Annotated in this window: 18 protein-coding genes; 12 read left to right on the top strand and 6 right to left on the bottom strand. The window is 61.5% G+C overall.

Going from position 1 to position 22,029, the window contains the following annotated elements:
• Window positions 1–4 precede the first annotated feature (4 nt).
• Window positions 5–733, top strand: a complete 729-nt coding sequence (locus NNA36_RS16785) for a c-type cytochrome (protein WP_255109134.1) — start codon at window positions 5–7, stop codon at window positions 731–733.
• 32 nt (window positions 734–765) lie between these two features.
• The gene (locus NNA36_RS16780; protein WP_255109132.1) at window positions 766–2,034 is read left to right on the top strand and encodes an NAD(P)/FAD-dependent oxidoreductase; all 1,269 of its coding nucleotides are present in this window, start codon (window positions 766–768) and stop codon (window positions 2,032–2,034) included.
• Between the two features lie 51 nt (window positions 2,035–2,085).
• Here NNA36_RS16780 and NNA36_RS16775 read toward each other — a convergent pair whose 3' ends face one another.
• Window positions 2,086–2,544 carry an Lrp/AsnC family transcriptional regulator gene (locus NNA36_RS16775; protein WP_255109130.1) on the bottom strand — a complete coding sequence of 153 codons (459 nt, stop codon included), beginning with the start codon at window positions 2,542–2,544 and terminating at the stop codon, window positions 2,086–2,088.
• A 129-nt stretch (window positions 2,545–2,673) separates the two neighbouring features.
• On the opposite strand from NNA36_RS16775, the gene NNA36_RS16770 reads away from it, so the two are divergent.
• Entirely contained in the window at window positions 2,674–6,081 is a 3,408-nt protein-coding gene (locus NNA36_RS16770; RefSeq protein ID WP_255109128.1) for an indolepyruvate ferredoxin oxidoreductase family protein, read from the top strand.
• Here NNA36_RS16770 and NNA36_RS16765 read toward each other — a convergent pair.
• From NNA36_RS16765 to NNA36_RS16745, 5 genes are all read right to left on the bottom strand, one after another.
• Complete coding sequence (locus NNA36_RS16765; protein WP_255109127.1) at window positions 6,078–6,923, bottom strand: PhzF family phenazine biosynthesis protein; 846 nt, start codon at window positions 6,921–6,923, stop codon at window positions 6,078–6,080. The two genes, NNA36_RS16770 and NNA36_RS16765, sit on opposite strands and share 4 nt — an antisense overlap.
• Before the next feature lie 52 nt (window positions 6,924–6,975).
• Window positions 6,976–7,947 carry an alpha/beta fold hydrolase gene (locus tag NNA36_RS16760; RefSeq protein ID WP_255109126.1) on the bottom strand — a complete coding sequence of 324 codons (972 nt, stop codon included), beginning with the start codon at window positions 7,945–7,947 and terminating at the stop codon, window positions 6,976–6,978.
• Window positions 7,948–7,980: 33 nt separating this feature from the next.
• The gene (locus NNA36_RS16755) at window positions 7,981–8,598 is read right to left on the bottom strand and encodes a pyridoxamine 5'-phosphate oxidase family protein (RefSeq protein ID WP_255109125.1); all 618 of its coding nucleotides are present in this window, start codon (window positions 8,596–8,598) and stop codon (window positions 7,981–7,983) included.
• Window positions 8,599–8,612: 14 nt separating this feature from the next.
• Complete coding sequence (locus NNA36_RS16750; RefSeq protein WP_255109124.1) at window positions 8,613–9,077, bottom strand: nuclear transport factor 2 family protein; 465 nt, start codon at window positions 9,075–9,077, stop codon at window positions 8,613–8,615.
• 83 nt (window positions 9,078–9,160) lie between these two features.
• Window positions 9,161–9,343 (bottom strand): hypothetical protein, encoded by a 183-nt coding sequence (locus tag NNA36_RS16745; protein ID WP_255109123.1) that lies wholly within the window; start codon window positions 9,341–9,343, stop codon window positions 9,161–9,163.
• A gap of 216 nt (window positions 9,344–9,559) precedes the next feature.
• Between NNA36_RS16745 and NNA36_RS16740 the strand changes: the two genes are divergently transcribed.
• From NNA36_RS16740 to NNA36_RS16700, 9 genes are all read left to right on the top strand, one after another.
• Window positions 9,560–10,129 carry a TetR/AcrR family transcriptional regulator gene (locus tag NNA36_RS16740; protein WP_255109122.1) on the top strand — a complete coding sequence of 190 codons (570 nt, stop codon included), beginning with the start codon at window positions 9,560–9,562 and terminating at the stop codon, window positions 10,127–10,129.
• A 135-nt stretch (window positions 10,130–10,264) separates the two neighbouring features.
• On the top strand, window positions 10,265–11,716 hold the full coding sequence (cysG, locus tag NNA36_RS16735) for a siroheme synthase CysG (RefSeq protein WP_255109121.1): 1,452 nt from the start codon (window positions 10,265–10,267) through the stop codon (window positions 11,714–11,716).
• Window positions 11,717–11,871: 155 nt separating this feature from the next.
• Window positions 11,872–14,700 carry a molybdopterin oxidoreductase family protein gene (locus NNA36_RS16730; RefSeq protein ID WP_255109119.1) on the top strand — a complete coding sequence of 943 codons (2,829 nt, stop codon included), beginning with the start codon at window positions 11,872–11,874 and terminating at the stop codon, window positions 14,698–14,700.
• Complete coding sequence (locus NNA36_RS16725) at window positions 14,700–15,437, top strand: 4Fe-4S dicluster domain-containing protein (RefSeq protein ID WP_255109117.1); 738 nt, start codon at window positions 14,700–14,702, stop codon at window positions 15,435–15,437. The genes NNA36_RS16730 and NNA36_RS16725 overlap by 1 nt, the downstream gene beginning before the upstream one ends.
• Entirely contained in the window at window positions 15,437–16,309 is an 873-nt protein-coding gene (locus tag NNA36_RS16720; protein WP_255109115.1) for a DmsC/YnfH family molybdoenzyme membrane anchor subunit, read from the top strand. Before NNA36_RS16725 ends, NNA36_RS16720 begins: the two co-directional genes overlap by 1 nt.
• A 154-nt stretch (window positions 16,310–16,463) precedes the next feature.
• On the top strand, window positions 16,464–18,119 hold the full coding sequence (locus NNA36_RS16715; protein WP_255109113.1) for an ABC transporter ATP-binding protein/permease: 1,656 nt from the start codon (window positions 16,464–16,466) through the stop codon (window positions 18,117–18,119).
• Window positions 18,116–19,768 (top strand): amino acid ABC transporter ATP-binding/permease protein, encoded by a 1,653-nt coding sequence (locus NNA36_RS16710; protein WP_255109111.1) that lies wholly within the window; start codon window positions 18,116–18,118, stop codon window positions 19,766–19,768. The genes NNA36_RS16715 and NNA36_RS16710 overlap by 4 nt, the downstream gene beginning before the upstream one ends.
• Before the next feature lie 285 nt (window positions 19,769–20,053).
• Window positions 20,054–20,575, top strand: a complete 522-nt coding sequence (locus tag NNA36_RS16705; RefSeq protein WP_255109109.1) for an SAM-dependent methyltransferase — start codon at window positions 20,054–20,056, stop codon at window positions 20,573–20,575.
• 86 nt (window positions 20,576–20,661) lie between these two features.
• Window positions 20,662–21,861: a pyridoxal phosphate-dependent aminotransferase gene (locus tag NNA36_RS16700; protein WP_255109107.1), complete on the top strand. Its 1,200-nt coding sequence runs from the start codon at window positions 20,662–20,664 to the stop codon at window positions 21,859–21,861.
• The last annotated feature ends 168 nt before the right edge of the window (window positions 21,862–22,029 follow it).

Below are 22,029 nucleotides of genomic sequence, written 5' to 3'. Positions count from 1 at the left end.
TCTGATGCGGTTTCTGGGAGGAGTAACATTGGCACTGGTCGCGCTTGCAGGCGCGGCCATGGCCGAGGAAGAAGCCACCCTGATCGGCGATGTCGATCGGGGTGAAATGCTGTTTCAGCGGAGCTGTGGAAGCTGTCACCAGGTCGGGGAGGGCGCCGTTCATGGCGTTGATCCGGGGCAGGGCCCGCACCTCAACCACATCTTTGACCGCGAAGTCGCGCAGTTCGAGGATTTCTTCAAGTATTCCGAGGGGATCGTTCGGGCACGCAAGGATGGCATGGTTTGGGATCTGGAGCATCTGGACGCCTACCTGACCAACCCCAAGCTGTTGGTGTCAGGCACCAATATGGACTTCCGGGGCATGAAAAAGCCGGAGGATCGCGGTGACGTGCTCGCCTATCTGCGGCAGTTCTCGTACAGCCCGCAGGACATTCCGGAAGCGGCCCCGACGGCCTATGCCGAAGAAGTGGAGCTGACGCCCGAGATCCTCGCGATCGTGGGGGATCCGGACTATGGCGAATACCTGTCGACGGAATGCACGACCTGCCACCAGATTGACGGCGATTACGACGGTATCCCGGTGATCACCGGCTGGTATGAAGAGGACTTTGTTCTCGCCATGCATGCCTACAAACGCGAAATCCGTCCGCATCCGGTGATGCAGATGATGGCCGCGCGCCTGTCGGACGAAGAGATCGCGGCGCTGGCGGCCTATTTCGGAAATTTGGAGTGAGATGAAGACGTTAGATCAAGGGAGGACGATCTATGAAATTGAATAGAAGGATGTTTATCGGGACAGGGGCCGCTGCGGCGGCAAGCCTGTCGGCCCCGATGGTAATGGGGGCTGGTCACGGCAAGCCCCGTGTTGTCGTTGTTGGGGGCGGCGCCGGCGGTGCCACGGCCGCGCGCTACATCGCAAAAGGCTCCAAGGGTGAGATCGACGTGACACTCGTCGAGCCAAGCCGCACCTATTACACCTGTTTCTTCTCGAACCTGTATATCGGTGGCTTCCGTGATCTTTCGTCGATTGCGCACAGCTATGGCACGCTGGCCAGCGAGTATGGCGTGAACGTGGTGCACGACTGGGCCGTAGGCATCGACCGCGACGCCAAGACCGTATCGCTCGCGGGTGGTGCCAAGCTGCCTTATGACCGTCTGATCTTGTCGCCGGGTATCGACTTTGTCGAAGGTGCGGTTGCCGGTTGGGACGTGACCAAGCAGAACAAGATGCCCCACGCCTATAAGGCGGGATCGCAGACCGAGCTGCTGAAGGCGCAGATCGAGTCGATGCCGCAGGGCGGTACCTTTGCCATGGTCGCCCCGCCGAACCCCTATCGCTGCCCGCCCGGACCTTACGAGCGCGTGTCGATGGTGGCGCACCTGCTGAAGGAAAAGAACCCGACCGCGAAGATCATCGTGGCGGACCCCAAGCCGAAGTTCTCGAAAATGGCGCTGTTCCAGGAAGGCTGGAGCAACCACTATGACGGCATGATCGACTGGGTTGGCCCCGACTTTGGTGGCGACAGTGTCGAAGTGAATGCCGACGAGATGACGGTGACCATTGATGGCGAAGCGACCAAGGTTGACGCCTGCAACGTGATCCCGGCAATGAAAGCGGGCCGTATCTGCGAGATGGCGGGCATCAACGAAGGCAACTGGGCACCGGTCAACGGCCACACCATGCAAAGCCGTGTCGATGAGAACATCCACGTTCTGGGCGATGCCTGTGCGCAGGGTGACATGCCGAAATCGGGCTTCTCGGCCAACAGCCAGGCCAAGGTTGCCGCGATGGCGGTACGTGGCGCGCTGACCGGATCGAAAGTGTTCCCGGCCAAGTTCTCGAACACCTGCTGGTCGCTGATTGACACCAATGACGGCGTGAAGGTCGGGGCCACCTATGAGGCGACCGACGAGAAGATCGCCAAGGTGGATGGCTTTATCTCGAAGACCGGCGAGAGCGCGGACCTGCGTCAGCAGACCTTTGAAGAATCGGTGGGCTGGTACGCTGGCATCACCTCCGACATGTTCGGCTGATCCCCGAACATCGAGCAGTCTGGGCCGCCCTCGTGGCGGCCCTTTTTGCGTTCAGGCACCTGTTTCGCGGGTCTTGATGCTGCGCAGGACAAGGTTGGTCTGGGCGCTGGCGACGGCGGGAATGCGGAACAGGGTGTTTTCCAGAAAATCGTTATAGGCGTTCAGATCGCGGCAACGGACAATCAGGTGATAGTCGGCCTGACCGGTGGTCGCATAGCAGTCGCGGATTTCTTCCTGAAGCTGTACGACGCGCAGGAAATCTTCTACCAGTTCCGGATCGTGACGGGTGAGGTGGACATGCACGATGGCCTGAAACGTGAGGCCCATCTTCTCTTCGTCGAGCACGATCGAATAGCGTTGCAGAACGCCGCTGTCTTCCAATGCCCGCACGCGCCGCCAGCAGGAGGACGATGAAAGCCCGACCTTGTCGGCGAGGTCAGCGTTCGAAATCCGGCTGTCCTGTCGCAAGAGGCGCAGAATCTTCAGGTCTGTCTGGTTGAGGGTGTCCATGGTTCGGTTGTCCGGAATGGGCTGCTGTTTTGGGTAAATTATTCGAAAATTCAATTCGAGGTCCAGTAATTTGGTCAAATTTGCCGGTGCTTGCGGTGCAAAATAAAGGGAGCAGAACAGGAGCCCGCAATGTCTTCGCATGACCGCCAGCTGGATAGCTACAAACTCAACGACCGATATGACCGACAGGAAGGCCGTGTCTTTCTGACCGGGACACAGGCCCTTGTTCGGGTCATGCTGGATCAGGCGCGGCGTGACCGTGATGGCGGGAGGAAGACGGCGGGGTTCGTGTCTGGCTACCGCGGGTCACCGCTTGGGGGTGTCGATCTCGAGATGTGGCGCTGTCGCGAACAATTGGCTGCGTCAAAGATCGACTTCATGCCGGCGGTGAACGAAGACCTTGGCGCCACGGCGGTTCTTGGGGCGCAGCAGGCGGCATTGGATCCCCATTGCGAGGTCGAGGGCGTGTTCTCGATGTGGTACGGCAAAGGCCCCGGCGTTGATCGGTCTGGCGATGCGCTCAAACACGGCAACGCCTATGGGTCATCGCCGAAGGGCGGCGTGCTGGTCGTGGCGGGGGATGACCACGGCTGTGTTTCTTCGTCCATGCCGCACCAATCGGACGTGGCCTTTATGTCGTGGTTCATGCCGACGCTGAACCCTGCCTCTGTCGCGGAATACCTCGAGTTTGGAGAATACGGCTTTGCGCTTTCGCGGTTTTCCGGCGCATGGGTCGGGTTCAAGGCCATTTCGGAAGCGGTCGAAAGTGGGCAGTCGGTCGAGTTGCACGCGGATCGCGCCTTTGTTCAGCCGGACTATACCGCGCCGCAAGGGGGGCTGCATGTGCGCCTTGCCGACCTGCCAAGCCCCGAGATCGAGGCGCGGATCGGTCACAAGCTTGAGGCGGTTGAAGCCTTTGTCGAGGCCAACCCGATTGACCGGCGGATATATGACCTGAAGGACGCCAGCTTTGGCATCGTGACGACGGGCAAGGGGCATCACGACCTGATGGAAGCCCTGCGCCTCTTGGGGTTGGACGAAGCCAAATGCCGGGAACTTGGCATCGATATCTACAAGGTTGGCATGGTCTGGCCGCTGGCGCGGCGCGATGCGCTGGCCTTTGTGCGTGGCAAAAAAGAAGTGCTGGTAATCGAAGAGAAGCGGGGCATCATCGAAAGCCAGTTCAAGGAATATTTCTATGACTGGCCGGGGGACAAGCCCGAGAAAATGGTGGGCAAACACCGCGCGGCGGGTGATCCGTTGTTGCCCTGGACTGGTGAGCTTAGTCCCCTGAAGCTCGTGCCTGTCGTTGCAGAGCGCCTGGATCGGTTCTTTCCCGAAGAAGGGCTGGTTGAGAAGGCGGCAAAGCTCACCGAGACCCCGCCGCCGGTGTTGCACCTGCCGGGGGCGACACGCACGCCGTATTTCTGTTCCGGCTGCCCGCACAACACCTCGACCAAGGTGCCCGAAGGCAGCAAGGCGGCGAGCGGTATCGGTTGTCACGTGATGGCCAGCTGGATGGACCGCGAAACCGTTGGCTATGCCCAGATGGGGGGCGAAGGAGTGCCGTGGGTGGTGACCTCCAAGTACAACGGCGGCAAGCATATTTTCCAGAACCTTGGCGAGGGGACGTGGTATCACTCGGGCTCGCTCGCGATCCGTCAGGCCGTCGCGGCGGGGACGAATATCACCTACAAGATTCTCTATAATGATGCGGTGGCGATGACCGGTGGACAGCCGGTGGATGGGCCGGTCAGCGTTCAGGGTATCGCCTTTACCTGTCGCGCCGAAGGGGTGCAGCGGATTGCGCTGGTGAGTGATGACATCAGCAAGTTCAAACACGAGAATTTCCCGCCCGGCACCACGTTTCATGCGCGCGAGACACTGGATGCGGTGCAGCGCGAATTGCGTGAGGTGAAGGGTGTGTCGGTTCTGATTTACGAACAGACCTGCGCCACCGAAAAACGCCGCCGTCGCAAGCGCGACAAGATGGAAGACCCGGCCAAGTTTGCCTTTATCAACGATCTGGTGTGCGAAGGCTGCGGGGATTGCTCGCTGGAGAGCAACTGTCTTAGCGTTGAGCCGAAAGAGACGGTGTTCGGCCGCAAGCGCAAGATCAACCTGTCGAGCTGTAACAAGGATTTCTCTTGCCTTAACGGGTTCTGTCCCTCTTTCGTGACCATCGAAGGCGGGCAGCGTCGCAAACGCAAGGGGGCGGATTTCGATATTGCGGAGGTGGTGAAATCCCTGCCTGATCCGCAATTGCCTTCGCTGGAGACACCGTTTGACCTGCTGGTTGCCGGCGTCGGCGGGACCGGGGTTGTGACCGTCGGGGCGCTGATCACCATGGCGGCGCATCTTGAGGGCAAGGGATCAAGCGTGTTGGATTTCACCGGTTTTGCCCAGAAGTTCGGCACGGTGATCGGCTATGTGCGTCTTGGCAAAACGCCAGAGGCCATCCATCAGGTGCGGATCGAAACCGGGGCGGCGGATGCGCTGATTGCCTGTGACGCGGTGGTGGCTTCGGCGCCCAAGGCATCGGTTCATTATCGAAAGGGCACCAAGACCGTTGTGAACCGGGCCGAGATGCCGACCGGGGATCTGGTGTTGCGCCGGGATGCCGCGCTGAAGATCGACGAACGCGAGGCGATGATCCGCGGCGTGGTTGGTGATGAGAACGTGATCGGGATGGATGCCAACAAGGCGGCAGAGACGTTGCTGGGCGATGCGGTGTTTGCCAACATCATGATGCTGGGCGCGGCCTGGCAGCAGGGGCTGGTTCCGGTGTCCGAAGAGGCCATGAAACAGGCGATCACCCTGAACGGCGTGGCCATCGCGCGCAACGAACAGGCCTTTGACATGGGGCGGATCATGGCGGCGGCCCCGGAGAAGGTGGCGGGGTTCCTTGCAGGGGATGCACCCGCCGAAGACGGGTTGGAAGAGGTTCTGGCGCGCCGCAGCGATTTTCTGAAGGACTATCAGGATCAGGCCTATGCGGATCGCTATCGGGCGCGCATTGAGGCCATTGCGGCGAAAGTGCCGGAGGCGCTTGCCATTGCGGCCGCCAAATCGCTGTTCAAGCTGATGGCCTACAAGGACGAATACGAAGTGGCGCGCCTGCAGGTTGGACCGGATTTTGCCGAGCAGATCGCGCGGGAATTCGAGGGGGATTTCAAAGTGGTTCACCACTTTGCGCCGCCGATCCTGAGCTTTGAAAAAGATGGGCGCGGGCGGCCGAAGAAACGCCGCTTTGGGCCTTGGATCACACCGGTTCTGCGGGGGCTTGCCCGGATGAAGGGGCTGCGTGGCGGCGTGTTCGATCCGTTCCGCTGGTCCGCAGATCGCAAGCTGGATCGCGACTTGCTGGCGTGGTTCGAAGGCGTGCTGTCCGAGGTTGAAGCCCGATATTCGGAAGCCGAGGCCGAGCGGTTCGAGGCGATCCTGTCGGCCCCGATGGAAATCCGCGGCTATGGTCCCGTCAGGGAGGACGCCGCGGAAAAGGTTCTTGCGGAGGTGGGCACGGCACTCAAGGCCTAGAGCGTGCGGGCCGTGCCGGAAACGCGGATGCCACTGCCTTTGGTGGGGGGGATGTCGACCCGCAGCAGGGAGCGTGCCCCCATGTCTTCGCCCTGAATGATGTCGATGCTGCCGTCATGCGGCCAGCCGAGATCGCGCAGGTAGCCACCAAGCGCTGCGGCGGCGGCCCCTGTGGCCGGGTCTTCCAGAGCGCCGCCGATGGCAAATGCATTGCGGCTGTGGAACAGGCGCGGGGTTTCGATGGAGAGAAGGTTGATGGTGGTCAGACCATGCTGTGCCATCAGGGCGGCGCCGGCATCGAGATCATAGGTGATCCGGGCCAGGAGATCGCGAGACTTGAGGGCCAGAACGAGGTGATAATTACCTGCGTGGGCCAGACCCGGAGGAAAGCCCTCGGCAAGGTCGGATGAGTGCAATCCGAACAGATCGAGAGCCGCAGACACAAGTGCGGGATCTGCCGGGGCGCTGCGCGTCGGTGGTGAGGTCAATGAGGCCTGCGCGCGACCGTTGATCTGGCGGCTTTCGACGGTGATCTTGCTGTCGTTCAGGGTGAGGGCGTAAGTGCCGGGACCCTTGTGTTCGGCCAATCGCGTCGCCAGCGCGATGGTGGCGTGGCCGCAAAAGGCCACTTCGACGGTGGGCGCAAAGTAGCGCACGCGCCATGCGTTCCCTTCCGGGGCGGCAAAGGCGGTTTCGGAATAACCGACCTCGGCCGCGATACGCTGCATTTCGGTTTCGGAGGGCAGGGCATCGGCGATGACCACGCCTGCGGGGTTCCCGCCGGTTTCGCCGTCTGAGAATGCGGCGACACGTTCGATTGTCAGGGTGTCGGGATGTGTCATGGTAAACTCCTTTCGGGCAGGTCCGCCCGCATGAGGGGGCGGACCCGTGATCTTAGTTGGCGGTGCGGTCGAGGAAGGCCAGCATCTCGGTCGCGATTTCGTCGCCGTATTCTTCAAGCGCGAAGTGGCCGGTGTCGAGGATGTGGAAATCCAGATTGGCGAGGTCACGCTTGTAGGGATGCGCGCCGTCCTCGGGGAAGATCACGTCGTTCTTGCCCCACATCAAAAGCGCAGGCGGCTGATGCTCGCGAAACAGGGCCTGCCACTTGGGATATTCCCCGACGTTGGTGCCATAGTCGAGGAACCATTCCAGCTGGACCTCCTGATTGCCCGGACGGTCCAGCAGGTATTGCACGTGCCAGAAGTTGTCGGGGTTGATGGCCTCGGGGTTCTGGGTGCCGTGGGTGAATTGCCACTTGGTCGCCTCGAAGGTCAGGAAGCCGCGCAGGGGATCGGCGGTCTTGTCCGAGGGCGATTTCCAGTAGTCGCGCATCGGATCCCAGAACTCGCGCAGGCCTTCTTCATAGGCGTTGCCGTTCTGGATGATGAAGGCAGAGACGCGTTCGGGATCGTTGGCAAACATCCGGTAGCCCACGGGCGCGCCGTAATCCATGAGGTAGACGGCATAGCGGTCAACGCCCTTGAGATCGAGCAGGCGGGTCACGAGTTGCGCCGTGTTTTCAAAGCCATAGTCATAATCTTCGGCCTTTGGCATGTCCGAGGCCCCGAAACCCGGATAGTCGGGGGCAATCACGTGGTAGTCGCGCGCTAGAACCGGGATCAGGTTACGGAACATGTGCGACGATGTCGGAAAGCCGTGCAACAGAAGGACGGTTGGCTTCGACGGGTCACCCGCTTCGCGGTAGGCGATCTTGAGGCCATCGAGCATGACTGTGTTGAAATCTACCTTGGGCATCATGGAAGAGGCTTCGGTGGCCTCGGCCCCACCTGGCAGGGCCATTGCTACGACCATGGAAGTTGTCAGGAGCGCGGCGCGAAGTTCGGCAATAATCGTTTTATTCATGTCGTTTCCTTTCAAATTTAGGGGGTTTCCCTGTCAGCCTTGGGCCTTCAGGGCTTCGTTTTCGGCCTGCAACTCGGCAATCCTGTCGTGCAGCGGGGCCAAATGGGGGGCGAGTTCATCAGGGGTGAACCGCATGGGAATATTGCGGGGGCAGTTCCAGTCGAACCCTGCCACCTTGATCAGAACCGCGCGTTCAGGGGCCATTTTCTGGCCTTCGGGCATCAGCCGCGCGATCAGGTCGGGGTCATCGGCGGCATCGACGAATTCCACACGCCCCATCAGCTTGAGGCGGGCGCGGTTGGGATAGTCCATGAAGATGATCGACACGCGGTCGTTGCCTTGCAGGTTGCCAAGGCTCACGTACTGGCGGTTTCCGCGCAGGTCGGCATAGGCAATGGTCTGCGGATCAAGCACCTTGAGCCAGCCTGCGGGGCCGCCGCGAAACTGCACGTAGGGCCAGCCGGTTTCCGAAACCGTCGCCTGGTACATGCCGTCGCGGGCCTCGATGAAGGCTTTTTCGTCGGGGCCGATTAGGCGACCGCCTTCGACCTCGGGCGCGAGGAACTTGGCATAGCTGCCGGCACTGCCCATGCGGGTTTGTTGGGCCTGTACGGCGGGGGTGAATGCGATTTCTGCAAAAGCGCGGGGCATGGGATGTCCTTTCTTTACAGGCCGAAGTCTTCGAGGCCGGGGTGGTTTGCGGGGCGGGGACCGAGCCGCCACTGGAACAGGCGATCCCGGGGATCGATGCGCATGTCATTGATCGACGCGATGCGGCGGCGCATGCGGCCATCCTCGGCGAATTCCCAGTTTTCGTTGCCGTAGGAGCGGTACCATTGGCCCGAGCCGTCGTGCCATTCATAGGCAAAGCGCACGGCGATACGGTTCTCCGCGTAGGTCCAGAGTTCCTTGATCAGGCGATAATCCTGCTCGCGTTGCCACTTGCGGCTCAGGAACGAGATGATTTCCCCGTGGCCACGCAGGAAGGTGTCGCGATTTCTCCAGACGCTGTTGTCGGTATAGGCGGGAGCGACACCCTGCGGATTGCGGGTGTTCCATGCGTCTTCTGCGGCGCGCACTTTTTGCAGGGCGGTTTCACGGGTGAACGGGGGAAGAGGAGGGCGGGTCATTGGATGTCCTTCGGGATGGTGATTTCTCCCCGACCGGGCCGGGTACGAGAGTCTAGGAGTGTTGCCCGGCCGGGGAACGGGCCTTAGCGCGTCGCCCGTGTTGGTGTTTCGAGGGTGTCGCTGAACGAAAGCGCACAGGCGCCCTTGTCGAGCATGGGATCAATGGTGGCCTTGGCGCCAAGCGGTGCCGTGTCGGCAACGGTCGAGAGGCCGGCAATCATCAGGCCTGCCAAAGTGACGGAGGTGGTCAAAGGTATTTTGGTCATGAATTCGGTCTCCAAATATTGGGTGTACCGATCTGTTCACCCTGTGTGGCTATAAGTGTACCGATCGGTACTTTTTGGCAAGGAAAAATTTTGCCCTCTTGCTTTGAGGTGCTTTCAAAGCTTAACAGTCAGCCAAATTTTTCGTGATTTCTCAGAGGTTTCTTGACATTCGTGCTCAGGAAAAATATTTACCGATCAGTACAGTTTGGAGGCGATATGCGGCCCAATAAGCGTGATGAGTTGATTCGGCAGGCGTTGAAGGTGTTCTATCGGAACGGATTTCACGCCACGGGCATGGATATGCTGGTCAAGGAGACGGGGGTCTCCAAGACGTCGATGTACAAGCATTTTCGCACCAAGGAAGAGATCATCCTTGCCGTGCTTCGCCTGCGGGACGAGAATTTTCGCAACTGGCTGTTTCGTCGGATCGAAGCCCTGGGCGACACGCCGCGCGAGCGTCTGCTTGCGATGTTCGATGCCCTTGGGGAGTGGTTTGATGAACCGGAGTTCCGCGGTTGCATGTTCATCAAGGCCAGCGCCGAGTTCCAGGAACCGGATCATCCGATCCATGTGCAATCGGGCGAACACAAGCGTCTGCTTCTTGACTACGTGACATCCATTGCCCGCGAGGCGGGGGCCGCTGATCCAGAAGCTCTGGCGTGCCAGCTGATGCTTTTGAAGGAGGGCGCGATCGTGACCGCAGTGATGAAATTCGGCTGTGATCCGGCGCAGGATGCGAAGGGCGCGGCCACGACCCTGATCAATGCGGCCCTGAGTGACGGCTGAGGAAACTGCCGAAATTTAAGGCAGACAACCTGCAACTGCGTCCTTTTCAGGAGGAATGCGGCAGGCGTATGCTTGAAGTCCCGCGGCAAACCGTGGCTTTTGCCCGCAATCAAATGCAATGCGACTGGATCCGAAATGGAACATCTTCCCGTTTTCCTTGGCCTGAAGAACAAACTTGTCGTTGTCGATGGCGGCGGCACGGTGGCGGCGCGCCGGGTGGAAAGGGCCTTGTCCGCCGGGGCGAAGGTACATGCCTTTGATCCTGAGCCGGGTGCCGAGTTGTTGGCGCTTGTGGAGAAGGGCTATGCGAACATGTCGTTTGAGGCCCGACTGCCAGAGCGGAAAGACGTTGAAGGCGCGACGGTTCTTTACGGGGCATCCGAGGTCGATGAGCGCGACGAGCGGCTTTATGCGTGGTCGCGCGAGTTCAAGATACTCTGCAATATCGCCGACCGTCCCGATTACTGCGATTTCATCACCCCTTCGATCGTGGACCGGTCTCCGGTGGTCGTCGCCATTTCGACGGGAGGCGCGGCCCCCATCATTGCCCGCACCCTTCGGGCGCGGATCGAGGCGACCCTGCCGTCCGCCTATGGGCGGCTGGCCTCGTTTGTTGGTGAGTTTCGCGAGCGGATCGCAGAGGCGATCAGCGGTGGGCGGGAACGGCGCCATTTCTGGGAGAGGATGATCGACGGGCCTGTTGGTGATCTGTTCCTCGAAGGGGACACGGATGCCGCGAACGCCCGGTTCGACCACGATCTCGAACAGGCACGCACCGAAGGTCAGACCCCGATGGGCGAAGTCTATCTTGTCGGGGCAGGGCCGGGCGATCCCGACCTGCTCACGTTCCGGGCGCTTCGCCTGATGCAGCGGGCAGATGTGGTGCTTTATGACCGCCTGATCGGGGATGACATCCTGTCTCTCGTGCGGCGCGATGCGGAGCGGATCTATGTGGGCAAGAGCCCCAACAATCACGTCATGGCGCAGGAAGACATCTCGGAGCTGATGGCGCGGCTGGCCTCCGAGGGCAATCGCGTTCTGCGTCTGAAGGGCGGTGATCCCTTCATCTTTGGGCGCGGCGGGGAAGAGATCGAGGTTCTGGCCAAGGCCGGCGTTCCGTTCAAGGTGGTGCCGGGGATCACGGCGGCGGCAGGCTGCGGGGCCTATGCGGGCATTCCCCTGACCCATCGCAACCACGCGCAATCCTGTGTCTTTGTGACGGCGCATGGCAAGAATGGCGTGCTGGATCTCGACTGGGAGGTTCTCGTGCGGCCATCCCAAACCGTCGCAGTTTACATGGGTTTGGGTAGCCTTGGCCAATTGACCGATGGATTCGAGGCACATGGCGTGGAAATGAGCACCGAGGTCGCGGTGATCGAAAATGGCACAACGCCACAGCAAAAGGTGGTGGTTGGAACCTTGGCAACAATCGTCGATGAGGTCGCGAAGGCAGGGCTCAAGGGGCCGGCGATGATTATCATCGGCGGCGTGGTTGCCCTGCGTGAAACCCTATCGGGAGCAGGGAAATCCGGGGCCGAGGGGCTTCATGCCCTGTCGCTGTCCGCTGGTGAAGTCGCCAAGCTCTGACAGGTGTCTGCGGGACGATTTTCGGATCATTTTCTCTTTCTTGGAAACATGTTCTTTCCAGATGTCTATCTGGGACTATAGTCCCCTTGTGACTGGCCTTATGTCGGGAAGGCTTTTCCGCGCATTGTGTCGAAGACGAACAGGGAGGACCAAGCGTGAGCCAGGGGACCAAGATTGCGGCGCGTCCGTCGCCGAAAGTGTCGGACGAAATCCGCAAAACGACCTGCTATATGTGCGCATGCCGCTGTGGGATCAACGTCCACCTGCAGGACGGCAAGGTCAAATACATCGAGGGCAACCGCGACCACCCGGTCAACAAGGGTGTGTTGTGCGCCAAGGGCTCGGCTGGAATCATGCAGCACTATTCGCCCGCGCGCCTCAAGGCGCCGATGAAGCGGGTGGGGCCGCGGGGGTCGGGCGAGTTCGAGGAAATCAGCTGGGACGAGGCCTATGACATCGCGGTGGGCTGGATGGGTCCCCTGCGTGACAAGACGCCGGAAAAGCTTGCCTTCTTCACCGGACGTGACCAGTCGCAGAGTTTCACCTCGCTTTGGGCACAGGCCTATGGCACGCCGAACTATGCCGCGCACGGCGGCTTTTGCTCGGTCAACATGGCGGCGGCTGGTATCTATACCATGGGCGGTGCGTTCTGGGAGTTCGGCCAGCCGGACTGGGACCGTGCGAAGCTGTTCATGATTTTCGGCGTGGCGGAAGATCACGATTCGAACCCGATCAAGGCGGGTATTGGCCGTCTCAAGGCGAATGGCGGCAAGGTCATCGGCGTGAACCCGATCCGTTCGGGCTATAACGCGGTGGCTGATGAATGGATCGGCATCACCCCCGGCACCGACGGGTTGTTCATCATGGCGATCATGCACGAGCTGCTGCGCGCCGGTAAGGTCGATCTGGAATACCTCTGCCGCTATACCAACGCCGGTTTCCTGGTGAGCGCGGATGAAGGGGCCGATGATTTTGGCCTGTTCCTGCGCGATGCAGAGGGCAAGGCGCAGGTGGTGGATCGCGCGAACGGCGGTCTTGCGGCCTATGACGCGAAAGGTGTGACGGCGAACCTTGCCGCCAGCTACTCGCAGGATGGCAAAACCTATCGCACGGCCTTCCAGCTTTTGGCGGAAACCTATCTGGATGCGCGCTATTCGCCGGACGCGGTGGCCGAGACCTGTGGTCTGACCGCGGCCAAAATCAGGGCAGTGGCGGCGGAACTGGCGCGAGTTGCCTTTGAAGAAGAAATCACCATTGATCAGCCGTGGACGGACTGGAAGGGCGAAAAGCACGACAAGATGATCGGCCGTCCGGTCGCCTTTCATGCCATGCGCGGGATTTCGGCGCATTCCAACGGTTTCCAGACCTGTCGCGCGCTGCATCTCTTGCAGATCCTGCTGGGCAGCGTCGAGGTGCCCGGTGGGTTCCGCTTCAAGCCGCCCTATCCCAAGCCGCCCGAGGCGCATCCGAAACCGCATGCCTGCGACAAGCCGGGACAGCCGCTGCCGGGGCCGCACCTTGGCTATCCGATGGGGCCGGAAGATTTGCTGATTGACGACGACGGCAATCCCAAGCGGATCGACAAGGCCTTCAGCTGGGAGAACCCGTTCTCGGTGCATGGGTTGATGCACATGGTGATCTCGAACGCCCATGCCGGTGATCCGTATAAGATCGATACGCTGTTCCTTTATATGGCGAACATGGCGTGGAACTCGTCGATGAACACATCCGAGGTGATGCGCATGCTCACCGACCAGAATGACAACGGCGACTACGTGATCCCGCATATCATCTACTCGGATGCCTATTCCTCGGAGATGGTGGCCTATGCCGACCTGATCCTGCCGGATACCACCTATCTTGAGCGGCACGACTGTATTTCGCTTCTGGATCGCCCGATCTGCGAGGCGGATGCGGCGGCGGATGCGATCCGCTGGCCGGTGGTCGAACCCGACCGCAATGTCAAAGGCTTCCAGTCTGCGCTTTGTGATCTGGGCGCGCGCCTTGGTCTGCCGGGCTGGGTCAACGAGGATGGCAGCCAGAAATACGCCGACTATGCCGATTATATCACCACTCACGAACGCCGCCCCGGTGTGGGGCCGCTGGCAGGTTGGCGTAACGAGGACGGTTCGGGCGAGGGGCGTGGGGCCCCGAACCCGGATCAGCTGGACAAATACATCGAAAACGGTGGTTTCTGGATGGGGCACGTTCCGGAAGAGGCGCTGTATTACAAGCCCTGGAACGCGGCCTATCAGGACTGGGCAGTAGGCATCGGCCTGTTCGACGCGCCACAGCCCTATGTGTTCAACCTTTACCTCGAACCGGCCCGCAAGATGCAGCGTGCGGCCGAGGGGATTGGTGATAGCCAACCGCCCGAAAACATGCGCGAACGGATCAAGGCGGCCTTTACGCCACTGCCCGAGTGGTACCAGCCCTTCGAGGACGCAGCTGTGGATCACGATGAATATCCGCTGCATGCGCTGACCCAGCGCCCGATGCACATGTACCATTCGTGGGGATCGCAGAACGCGTGGCTGCGCCAGATCACCAACGTCAACCGCCTTTATATCCCCGGCAAGGTCTGGGACGAGAAGGGGTTTGAAGAGGGGGACTGGGCCTATGTCACGTCGGTGCACGGCAAGATCAAGGTGCCGGTTGCCCGCATGGACGCGCTGAATGGCGATACGGTCTGGACCTGGAACGCGATTGGCAAGAAACGCGGTGCATGGGCGCTGAGCGAAGATGCGCCCGAGGCCACGCAGGGCTTCCTGTTGAACCACCTCATTCACGAGTTGTTGCCGGACAAGGGAGACGGCCTGCGCTGGGCCAACTCGGATCCGGTGACGGGGCAGGCGGCGTGGTTTGATCTTCGCGTCAACATCGAGAAGGCACCGGCTGGCGGACCTTCGGAGCCCGCACATCCGGCGGCGAAATCGCAGGTGGGCCAGGGCCCGGCACATGTGGCCTATGGGGAGGACTTCTGATGACCGCACTTCCCGAAAAAACCGAAAAGAAACTGGGCCTTGTGATCGACCTCGATACCTGTGTCGGCTGCCATGCCTGCGTGGTGAACTGCAAGGAGTGGAACACGTCGAACTATGGCACGCCCCTGTCGGACATGGATGCCTATGGGGCCGCGCCCGAAGGGACGTTCCTGAACCGGGTGCATTCCTACGAGGTCACGCCGCAGAGTGGCTGTGCCCAGACAGTGCATTTTCCGAAATCCTGCCTGCATTGTGATGATGCGCCCTGCGTGACGGTCTGCCCGACCGGGGCAAGCTACAAGCGCAGCGAGGACGGCATTGTTCTGGTCAATGAAACCGATTGCATGGGCTGTGGCCTCTGTGCCTGGGCCTGTCCCTATGGCGCGCGCGAGCTGGACCAGCTGGCGGGGATCATGAAGAAATGCACCCTCTGCGTGGACCGGATCTACAATGAGAACATCCCCGAAGAAGATCGCGAACCCGCCTGCGTGCGGACCTGTCCGGCAGGGGCGCGCCACTTTGGCGATTTCGCCGATCCCGACAGCAAAGTCTCGCGCCTTGTTGCCGAACGTGACGGCATGGACCTCATGCCGGAAATGGGCACGGCACCCGTTAACAAGTACCTGCCGCCACGCAAGAAAGACGTGCTGGTTGGCGAAACCAAGCAGCTTGACGCCAAATCGGAAGAGCCCAAGGGCTTTCTTGCATGGCTCGACAAAGCACTGGAGGCGATCTGATGCATCCGGCCCCTTCCGTTATCATCTTCACAACCCTGTCTGGCCTCGGTTTTGGTCTCCTGGCCTGGCTGGCTCTTGGCTATCCAGACGTTTCCGGTGTCGTGGCCTTTGTTTTCTATGCCATCGCCTTTGCGCTGGCGGTGGGCGGGCTTCTGGCGTCGACCTTTCACCTTGGCAACCGCAAGAACGCGATCAAGGCCTTCAGCCAGTGGCGCACAAGCTGGCTCAGCCGTGAAGGCGTGGGCGCGGTAACTTCGCTGATCGTGATGGGCGTCTACGCGGCGGGCCATATCTTCCTTGGCGAAAAATGGGGTGCGCTGGGCGTTCTGGGTGCGGTGCTGAGCCTTGGTACCGTGTTCACCACCTCGATGATCTATGCGCAGCTCAAGACAGTGCCGCGCTGGAACACGCCCTGGACCTCGGTTCTGTTCATGCTGCACGCGATTGCGGGCGGTGCGCTTCTGGCCGGTCAAGTGACCGTGGCCGCCATCCTGCTTGCGGTGCTGGGTCTTGTTCAGATCGTGGCGTGGCAGCAGGGAGACGGCGCTTTTGCCGCGTCGGGCGCTTCGCTCGAGACGGCAACCGGGCTGGGCCGCATCGGCAAGGTGCGCCAGCTTGAAGCGCCGCATTCGGGAGAGAACTATCTTCTGAAGGAAATGGCCTTTGAGGTGGGACGGAAACATGCCCGCAAGCTGCGCGCGATTGGCTTTGTGCTGGCGATTGGCCTGCCTGTGGCGCTCTTGCTGCTGGCTCCGGTCAATCACTTCGTCGCGCTTCTGGCAGTGGTGTCGCATATCGCGGGCGTGTTTGCGACGCGGTGGCTTTTCTTTGCCGAGGCCAAGCACGTGGTTTCCCTCTACTACGGTCGTTAACCCCATCTGCGGGCAAGCGCGTCGCCATGTTGTTTTCGTATCGGCAACATGGCGAGGGTCCAAGCGTGTTGGTGAGGCGCATTTGTCGCGGCAGCGCACTTGTGACGTAGGGGTGAAAAAGCGTATGGCTTGGCAAACTTACTAGCTCGACGCCATGAAGAAAAAACGACCTCCCAAGTCTGCGGCCCTGGCCCGGATTGACGCTGCTGCCCGCCCGACACTGAAACGCGCTGCCCGGATGCAGACCTTTGCCGGGGTTCTGTGGCCCGCGCAGGCAGCTGCTGCGGCGTGGAGCCTCAAGGAATGGGTGGACGGCACCTATACGTGGTTGTGGTTTGCGGCGGCTGTCTTCGTGGTGGTTGGCATTCTGCGGGCGGTGTTGATGCACCGCTCTGGCGCGATCCTGTTCGATACCGCCGACCGGGTGATTGCCGAGGAGCGACAAGCGCTTTTGGCGCGCGAGATCAAGCGCACCGAGCAGGCGGCAAGTTCGGCGGAAATCGCGGCGCTGGTGGCGCAGAAGTTGTCGGTACTGACGCCTTACCTCACCCAGTTCCAGCCCGTCATGGCGCGGGTGCGGGTCATTCCGCTGCTGCTGGCTGGGCTGACGTTCTACTTTAGCTGGGCTGCTGGTCTGGCCTTGCTGATTGCTGGCCCGCTGGTGCCGGTTTTCATGGCGATCATCGGCATTCGCGCCCAGAAGGCGAGCGAGAAGCAGATGGTCGAGATTGGCGACATGAACCGCCTGTTGATCGACCGCCTGTCGGCGCTGGCCGATATTCGTTTGCTGGATGCGACTGAACGCGCCGAGGCCGATTTCGAAAACCGCGCCGAGGGGCTGCGGGCGCGTACCATGGCCGTTTTGCGGGTGGCCTTCCTGTCGTCCACCGCGCTTGAACTTTTTGCGAGCGTCGGAATTGCGACAATTGCCATCTTTGTCGGCTTCTCGCTTTTGGGCGAGATCGGCTGGGGCGCGTGGCAGAGCGGGCTTTCGTTCTACGAGGGCGTGTTCATCCTCTTGCTGGCGCCCGAGTATTTCCAGCCGCTGCGCGACATGGCGACAGCTTGGCATGACCGGGCCGGGGCGCTTTCCGTGGCTGCGGAGCTTGACAAGCTTGAGGCGATGGAAGGCGATGAGGTGCCGGGGCATGGTGACAAGGTCGCGCCGCTTGCGGGCAGGGCATCGGTTGCCACGCTGGGTGCCCTTGTCTCGCGTGGCGGCAAACCTGTGACCCTGCCGGACTTCGAGATGCAGCCGGGCGAGGCGATTGCCCTTTGCGGCGACAGCGGCGCGGGCAAGTCGACCTGCCTGATGGCGCTTGCAGGGTTGGTGCCGGTAAAGGGTGGCGAGATCACGGTGGCGGGCGCGGCCCTCACCGAAGGGACCGCGGATGCCTGGCGCGCGCGTGTCGCGCTCATCCCGCAACTGGTGCACATGCCGGATGTCTCGCTGAGGGACTTCCTGTCGCCTGACGGGACGGGTGACATTCCTGCGGCGCTGAAACTCGCACGTGCCGAAGGGATCGTGGCGGCCCTGCCCGAAGGACTGGCAACCCGCCTTGGCGAAACCGGTGCCGGTGTTTCCGGGGGCGAAGCGCGCCGCCTGTTGATTGCCCGCGCGATCCTGCGCGGTGCCGATGTGGTGCTGGCAGACGAACCAACGGCAGACCTTGATGCTGCGACCGGTGCCGATGTTGTTGCGGCCCTGAGGGGGCTGGCCGATGCTGGTGCGTCCGTGCTCGTTGCCTCGCATGATCCGGCGGTGATCGCGGCGATGGACCGATCCGTTTTCGTGGAGGGCGCGGCATGAAACACCTCTGGCAAGCTTTCCGATTGATCTGGTCCGCGGCTCCGATCTCGATGTGGCAGGGCGCGATCATGGCGGTTATGGTGGCCCTGATGGGGACGGCTCTTCTTGGGCTTTCCGGCTGGTTCATCACGGCAACCGCCACCGCCACCGCGGCGGGTGTGACCCTTGGGTTCAAGCTGTTTGGTCCGCGTGCTGCAGTGCGCCTCTTGGCGCTGGGGCGGGCCGGTGCCCGCTATGGCGAGCGGGTTCTGACCCATGACGCCACCCTCAAGGCCCTGTCGAAGTTGCGGGTGAGCCTGATGCGCCGCCTGTCGCGCCTGAGTCTGCCTGAGATGCAGCGTTTGCGTGGCCCGCTGGCCCTGACGCGGATCACGGCGGATGTTGATGCGCTGGATGGCATCGTGTTGCGGCTGGCGCTGCCGGTGATTGCCGGTGTTCTGACCCATGTGGCCGTGTTCTTCATGCTCTGGATGCTGGTTGCCCCGTCGATGGCGATTGCCATTGCGGTGGGCTATGTCGGTGGCGGTGCGGTTGTGCTGATCCGTCTGACCAAGGCGACCTTCGGCCCCTCGCGGACCGCCGAGCGCGCCAATCAGGCGATGCGCCGTGACACCATCGGCATGATGCGTGGCCGCGCCGATCTGTTTCTGCAGGGGCAGGTTCAAAGCCGTCTGGCTGATATCCAGCAGACCGAGAGCGAAATGCGCAGCGCCATGCGCCGCCTTGACGAGGTTGATCGCCGCTCTGGCCTGATCCTGTCGGTGGTGATTGCCCTTGTGTCGGGGGGCGCTCTGGCACTTGGCGGGCAGTTGATCGCCACTGGCGCGGTCTCGCCCGCACATGCGGCGATCGGGTTCTTCGTGGCGGTTGCCCTTGGTGAAACCATCATGCCCCTGCGCCGTGGCATCGCCGAGATCGGCCGCATCCGCGACGCGGCAGAGCGCGTTCTCGCGCATGATGAGCAGGGCCTTGGTGCGCCGCGCGTCGGTGGCGGGGCCACGGGCAGCGGGCTGAGTGCAACAGGTGTTGGTTTCTCGCGCAATGGCGCAGATGCGCCGCTCTTGCGCGGTGTTGATCTTGAGGTGAACGCGGGCGAAACCGTCGCCCTTGTTGGCCCAAGCGGTTCGGGGAAATCTACGCTGTTGGCCATCCTTGCAGGCACCGAAATGGCCTATGACGGCGAGGTTCGGATCGCGGGGCAGGACCTGCGCGCCTTTGGCGAACGCGAGTTGCGCGGCCTTCTGACCCTTGTTCCCCAGCGCAGCGCTTTGGTGAGCGGTAGCATTCTGGCGAACCTGTCCCTCGCCAAGGAAAGCCTGTCACGCGACGAGGCCGAGGCCGTTTTGCAGGCCGTTCAGCTTGACCGCGTGGTCGAGAACATGGGTGGCCTTGATGCGGAGCTTGGGGAAAGTGGCGGTGGCCTGTCGGGCGGTGAAACCCGCCGTCTGGTTCTCGCGCGTGCGCTGCTGCGGCATCCCAAGGTGCTGTTGTTGGATGAGCCGACAGAAGGTCTTGATACCCAGACCGCGAAGAACGTGCTTGAGGGTATTCGGGGCTGGCTTCCCGAGGCTGCGATCATCACGGCATCGCACCGCGAGACCGAGATTGCCATGGCACAGCGCGTGGTGACCCTGACGCCGGCGGCCTGAATGTGCCGGCGAAAAAGTGCCGAGGCGCTGCCACACGCAATTAACGAAAGTCAAGGCGGCGATTCGCGCCTCTGGCTATTTCACCTGTATCAAAAGTGATCGGTTCGCATCCCTTTGGACCAGGTCACTTCGAGCTGAATGGACGGGTCGGATTCGTCCTGTGTCGGTTCGAAAAAAGTTGGATCCGTCTGTTCTGCGTCCCTGACGGGTTTGGACTGGGGCGGGTACGTTGACTCCGGCGTGCCCGCCTTTTTACTGCATAGGCAAGACCAGAGGGAGAGTACCATGCAAGGAAACGCCACCCGCCCGGGGGAAAAGGAACTGGATTTTGATCCCGGTGCCGAGGATGACGCGCGCCTGTCGTTCATCGGACGTATCCGCACCCCATGGTCGCGTGAGAACTGCCCCAAGAACGTGCGCAAGGCGCGGGAAACCGGGCAGGGGGCGTGTATCGAATTCCGCCCCGAGTTGATCGAGGGGCTGGAAGGCTTGCAGGTCGGGCAGGGCTTGATGCTGATCTACTGGATGCACCAGGCGCGGCGCGACCTGATCAAACAGACGCCCCGCCATGTCGAAGGCGCACGCGGCACTTTTGCCCTGCGCTCGCCGAACCGTCCCAATCCGGTGGCCATGTCCGCCGTGACCATCACCGGTCTTGATCTGGAAAAAGGCCTGATCGAGATCGATGCCATCGATTGTTTCGACGGCACCCCGCTTGTGGATCTCAAGACATGGTTGCCGACCGTCGACATGCCGGAGAGTGCGTTTCTGATCTACGATGATGCGAAAAATCATTCCGCTGAGTAATGAATGAATGCGGAGATCGGTGTTTTTCTGAATGGAAAGCTGGTCTAAACCTTGTGGGATACGCCCGTCCCAAAGGGGTTCACCTCATGCCTGCTGCCAGTTTCAAACGTTCCCGCCGCGCTGCCTCGCTCAGCCTGTCCGAAATCGTCCGCATTTCCGAGGCCGCGCGTGCCTTGCGTGCCGAAGGACGGGATGTCCTGACCTTCGGAACCGGAGAGCCGGATTTCCCCACGCCGCCGCATGTGATCGAGGCCGCACATCAGGCCGCCTTGGGTGGCCAGACCTCTTATCCGCCAACCCAAGGTACGCCCGAATTGCGCAAGGCCATTGCCACGCAGGCCGGGTTTGACTGCGATCCGGCGCAGGTGATTGTCTCGACCGGGGCCAAACAGGTGCTGTCGAACGCCTTTTCCGCAAGCCTTGATCCCGGTGACGAGGTGATCGTGCCCGCACCCTATTGGACAAGCTATGGCGATATCATCGATTTTTGCGAGGCAACACTGGTGCCGGTTGCCTGTTCGGCCGAGGAGGGGTTTCTTCTGACGCCGGCCGCACTTGAGGCTGCGATCACCGACAAGACCCGCTGGCTGTTGCTGAACACGCCGGGCAATCCGTCCGGGGCGATGTATTCCGAGGCCGATCTGAAGGCGCTGGCCGAAGTGCTGCGCCGGCACCCGCATGTCTGGGTGATTGCCGACGAAATCTACCAGCACATCGCCTATGCGCCTTTCACCAGCTTTGTCGTGGCCGCGCCCGACCTTGCGGAGCGCACGCTGATCGTGAACGGCGTCTCCAAGGCCCATGCCATGACAGGCTGGCGTCTGGGGTGGGGGATTGGTCCCGTCGATCTCGTTAAGGCGATGGTGGCGGTGCAGGGGCAATCGACGTCCGGTGCTTCCTCGATCTCGCAGGCGGCGGCGCTGGCGGCCTTGCAAGGCCCACAGGATCACCTGCCCACCCGCAACGCCGCCTTCCGCGAGCGACGCGACAGGGTGGTGGCTGCGCTGAACGCGATGAAGGGGATCGAATGCCCCGAGCCGCAAGGGGCCTTTTACGTCTTTCCCTCCTGCAAGGGCGCGATCGGCAAGCGCCGCCCCGACGGCAGCGTCATCACTGACGACGCGGATTTCTGTGACTATATTCTGAACGAAGCAAACGTGGCGCTGGTCCCCGGCCGCGCCTTTGGATTGCCGGGGCATTTCCGCCTGTCCTATGCCTATGCGATGGCAGACCTTGAAACCGGTCTGGCGCGTATCGGGACGGCGGTGGATGCCCTGGCTGAATGAAAGGACAAGACCCATGGCAAAAGATCTAGCCCCGCAATCGCAACCTGGTTTGAGCGGGTTTTCCTGGGAGGATCCGTTCCTGCTGGAAGGCCAGTTGAGCGAAGAAGAGCGCATGGTGCGGGATGCGGCCAAGGCCTATTGTGACGAGAAGCTGATGAGCCGCGTCAC

The sequence above is a fragment of the Shimia sp. CNT1-13L.2 genome (genome assembly GCF_024331145.1).
GTDB lineage: Bacteria > Pseudomonadota > Alphaproteobacteria > Rhodobacterales > Rhodobacteraceae > Shimia.
The sequence above is the reverse complement of the archived record's forward strand: the minus strand, read 5'-3'. Positions and strand labels throughout refer to the sequence as shown.

Bases quoted from the DNA above. Each gene is read 5' to 3' on its own strand.
- NNA36_RS16785 (WP_255109134.1), top strand. From the start codon at position 5: ATGCGGTTTCTGGGAGGAGTAACATTGGCACTGGTCGCGCTTGCAGGC.
- NNA36_RS16780 (WP_255109132.1), top strand. From the start codon at position 766: ATGAAATTGAATAGAAGGATGTTTATCGGGACAGGGGCCGCTGCGGCG.
- NNA36_RS16775 (WP_255109130.1), bottom strand. From the start codon at position 2,544: ATGGACACCCTCAACCAGACAGACCTGAAGATTCTGCGCCTCTTGCGA.
- NNA36_RS16770 (WP_255109128.1), top strand. From the start codon at position 2,674: ATGTCTTCGCATGACCGCCAGCTGGATAGCTACAAACTCAACGACCGA.
- NNA36_RS16765 (WP_255109127.1), bottom strand. From the start codon at position 6,923: ATGACACATCCCGACACCCTGACAATCGAACGTGTCGCCGCATTCTCA.
- NNA36_RS16760 (WP_255109126.1), bottom strand. From the start codon at position 7,947: ATGAATAAAACGATTATTGCCGAACTTCGCGCCGCGCTCCTGACAACT.
- NNA36_RS16755 (WP_255109125.1), bottom strand. From the start codon at position 8,598: ATGCCCCGCGCTTTTGCAGAAATCGCATTCACCCCCGCCGTACAGGCC.
- NNA36_RS16750 (WP_255109124.1), bottom strand. From the start codon at position 9,077: ATGACCCGCCCTCCTCTTCCCCCGTTCACCCGTGAAACCGCCCTGCAA.
- NNA36_RS16745 (WP_255109123.1), bottom strand. From the start codon at position 9,343: ATGACCAAAATACCTTTGACCACCTCCGTCACTTTGGCAGGCCTGATG.
- NNA36_RS16740 (WP_255109122.1), top strand. From the start codon at position 9,560: ATGCGGCCCAATAAGCGTGATGAGTTGATTCGGCAGGCGTTGAAGGTG.
- cysG (WP_255109121.1), top strand. From the start codon at position 10,265: ATGGAACATCTTCCCGTTTTCCTTGGCCTGAAGAACAAACTTGTCGTT.
- NNA36_RS16725 (WP_255109117.1), top strand. From the start codon at position 14,700: ATGACCGCACTTCCCGAAAAAACCGAAAAGAAACTGGGCCTTGTGATC.
- NNA36_RS16720 (WP_255109115.1), top strand. From the start codon at position 15,437: ATGCATCCGGCCCCTTCCGTTATCATCTTCACAACCCTGTCTGGCCTC.
- NNA36_RS16715 (WP_255109113.1), top strand. From the start codon at position 16,464: ATGAAGAAAAAACGACCTCCCAAGTCTGCGGCCCTGGCCCGGATTGAC.
- NNA36_RS16710 (WP_255109111.1), top strand. From the start codon at position 18,116: ATGAAACACCTCTGGCAAGCTTTCCGATTGATCTGGTCCGCGGCTCCG.
- NNA36_RS16705 (WP_255109109.1), top strand. From the start codon at position 20,054: ATGCAAGGAAACGCCACCCGCCCGGGGGAAAAGGAACTGGATTTTGAT.
- NNA36_RS16700 (WP_255109107.1), top strand. From the start codon at position 20,662: ATGCCTGCTGCCAGTTTCAAACGTTCCCGCCGCGCTGCCTCGCTCAGC.